Origin of the sequence: uncultured Nevskia sp. (assembly GCF_903885465.1) — a bacterium.
Lineage (GTDB): Bacteria > Pseudomonadota > Gammaproteobacteria > Nevskiales > Nevskiaceae > Nevskia.
Genome location: NZ_CAISIQ010000003.1, coordinates 1 through 2,954, shown reverse-complemented (window position 1 = coordinate 2,954; position 2,954 = coordinate 1). Strand labels below are relative to the sequence as shown.

Below are 2,954 nucleotides of genomic sequence, written 5' to 3'. Positions count from 1 at the left end.
CTGCGTTGATGCCCGCCACCGTGATCGCGTTGCTCGTCTGCACGCTGCTCAGTGCTGCATCTGTCACCGCCGCGAAGCCAAATTGATCCGGCGTCGTGTCAGGTGCCGCGTCGTCATTAAGAATCGTCGCGATGCCCTGCGCCTTGGCAATCGTCAACCCGACCGGGGTGCTCAGATTGACGAAGAAGGTTTCATCGGGCTCGAAATCGGTGTCGCCGTTGACCGTGAAAGACTGCGTCTTGCTGGTCTCGCCAGGGGCGAAGGTGCTGGTGCCTGAGCGGGCCAGATAGTCGCTGCCCGCCGTTGCCGTGCCGTTTGCCGATGCGAAACGCACGGACACTGCTTGGGTCGAGGGCGCGGACAACCTCAGGGTGAAGCGCGCCACCACCGTCCCGCTATTGCCCTCGACAACGCTCACGTCGTCGATGCTGACGCTCGGTGTCGTCTGCGCCACCGCAAAGCCCGGCAGTGCACCGATCGCCAGACTCAATACGGCGATGAGGCGACCACATAAAAGTTTGCTGGACATGAATGCGGCACTCATTTGGAACGGGCGAATCAAGAAAGGCAGGCAGATACGACACGGGCAACGTCTTCTAGACCGTCATGCTGGGACCTTTGCACGGCCGCATTGTCTGATTGGCCTGTTTTCCCCACACAGATTCGGCTCTCGGCTACTAATCACCACAGCTGCCGTGCTGCATTACCGAAATGCACCGTCTTGGACGCCCTCCCGATCCAAACACTGCCGAGCAGATTGCCGCGGGGAAACCCAGCGGATTTCCCCTTGGAGCTGAGAAAAAACTATTCGGCGGGAAGGAGCCTCAGCAGATAGCCGGCTCGCCGTCACCATGACTCCGTAACGGCAGCAAGGGGCGATCCTTTACGGCATTGCGTCGGGACGGCAGCGGCCTCAGCGGGCCAGCACCGGCAACGCCCGCTCGAGAATCGCCTGCACCTTGGCCATGCTGGTGGCGACCCAGAGTTCGATCTGGCCGTGGATGTCGCCGCTGCCGATGCCCGGCGCCCAATTGACGCTGACCGCGAGGCAGGCATAGGCCAGACCCAATTCGGCGGCAAGGCCGGCTTCGGGCATGCCGGTCATGCCGACCATCGCGCAACCGTCCTGTTTCAGACGGCGGATTTCGGCCGGGGATTCCAGGCGCGGACCCTGGGTCACGGCCATGGTGCCGCCGTCATGAGCGGCGACCGCTGCTGCCTGCGCGGCATCAAGCAGCGTCTTGCGCAAGCTTGGCGCATACGGATGTTCGAATTCGACGTGCTTGAGTTCGCTGCCAATGCTGCCATCGGAATAGCTGTGCTCGCGGCCCCAGCTGTAGTCGATGACATCGTCCGGCACGGTGACATCACCGGGCGCGAACCATTCGGCGATCGAGCCGACCGCGCCGATCGCGATGACGTTGTGCACGCCGGCCGCCTTCAGCGCCCAGAGATTGGCGCGGTAGTTGATCGCATGCGGTGGGATCTTGTGGCCTTCGCCATGGCGGGCCAGGAAGATCGCCTCGACGCCGGCAATCCGGCCTCTCACCAGCGGCGCTGATAGCGCACCGTACGGCGTATCGACAACCACCGATTCGATGATCGCCAGGCCGGGCCATTGGTTCATGCCGGTGCCGCCGATCACGGCGACCTTGGCGTTCGGGATCTGCGGATGGGACGTCGACATTGGAGGTGAGATCAGTAAGAGATGAAACCTGCGGCGCTGAAGTCAAGCGCCTTTGAGCGCATAGATCGCCGGCAGCTGGCGCCAGTATTCCTGGTAGTCCATGCCACAGCCGAACACGTAGCGGTCGATGACGCTGAAGCCAATGAACTCGGCGTGAGCACCGGCGGCGCGGCGGTCGTGCAGCTTTTCGGCGAGCACGGCGACCTTCAGGCTCAGCGGCGCGAAGCCTTCCAGTGCCTTGCGGATCGCGACCAGGGTGTGGCCTTCGTCGAGGATGTCGTCGATCACCAGCACGTGGCGGCCGTCGAGAATCGCCGGCGGCTGGCGCTTCCAGATCAGGCCGCCGCCGGTGGTCGAGCCGCGGTAGCGGGTCGCGTGCAGGTAATCGAGCTGGAACGGGAACGACAGACGGCGCAGGATTTCGGCAGTCGGCACCAGGCCACCGATCATCACGCAGAGGATCAGCGGGCTCTTGTCGGCGTACTCGGTGGTGATCTCGGCGGCGAGCCGGTCATAGGCGGCGTTGACGGTGGCTTCGTCGTACAGGCAATCGGCTTCGGCGAGTGCCTGGCGGGCTTGGTCAGCGGTGAGAGTCATGCGGTGAAGGTTCCAGTTTTTCGGTAGAGCGCCTTCAGCCGGGCGCTGGACAGGCGGCGTTCCTTGACCGGCAGAGCTTCGAGCAGTTTCGTGACCATCGTTCGATCGTTGCAGACCGGCAGCATGTCGCAGCCGGCATGCAGCGCGACGTTGGCGCGCTGCACGATGTCGCCGATGACCACGGCGCCCTGCATGCACAGGTCATCGCAGAACACAGCGCCGTTGTACTTGTAGTCGCCACGCAGCAGGGTGCGAATCCACTTGCGCGAGAACGAGGCCGGGAGGTCGTCGTAGGCGCTGTAGCGCACGTGCGCGAGCATCAGCGATTCGATACCGTCGTCGATCAGCGCCCGGAATGGCACCAGATCGCGCTGCTCGATATCGGCGAACGAGCGGCGATCGACCGGCAGTTCCAGATGCGAATCCGCCGCTACCGCACCGTGACCGGGGAAGTGCTTGCCGGTGGCACTCAGGCCGGCGGCATTGAGGCCGGCGCGGAAGGAGCGGGCGAAGGTGATGATCTGCAGCGGATCGGACGAGAAGGCGCGATCGCCGATGATCGTCGATATGCCGCAGTCGCGATCGAGCACCGGCGCGAAGCAGAGATCGATACCGTACGAAGCCAGTTCTCGGCCGATGGTTTCGCCATACAGCCGTGCTTCTTCCAGCG

The 2,954-nt window shown here is 63.8% G+C and carries 3 protein-coding genes and 1 pseudogene; all 4 read right to left on the bottom strand.

The features are described 5' to 3' along the window. A pseudogene (locus tag QZY06_RS00095) lies at positions 1–439 on the bottom strand (Calx-beta domain-containing protein); the annotation flags it as partial. Between the two features lie 474 nt (positions 440–913). After that, positions 914–1,687 carry an S-methyl-5'-thioinosine phosphorylase gene (locus QZY06_RS00090; protein WP_295678597.1) on the bottom strand — a complete coding sequence of 258 codons (774 nt, stop codon included), beginning with the start codon at positions 1,685–1,687 and terminating at the stop codon, positions 914–916. Between the two features lie 42 nt (positions 1,688–1,729). After that, on the bottom strand, positions 1,730–2,284 hold the full coding sequence (locus tag QZY06_RS00085) for a hypoxanthine-guanine phosphoribosyltransferase (RefSeq protein ID WP_295678595.1): 555 nt from the start codon (positions 2,282–2,284) through the stop codon (positions 1,730–1,732). After that, positions 2,281–2,954 (bottom strand): beta-N-acetylhexosaminidase (gene nagZ, locus QZY06_RS00080; protein ID WP_295678592.1); only part of this gene is annotated, 674 nt, incomplete at its 5' end. The genes nagZ and QZY06_RS00085, both read right to left, overlap by 4 nt.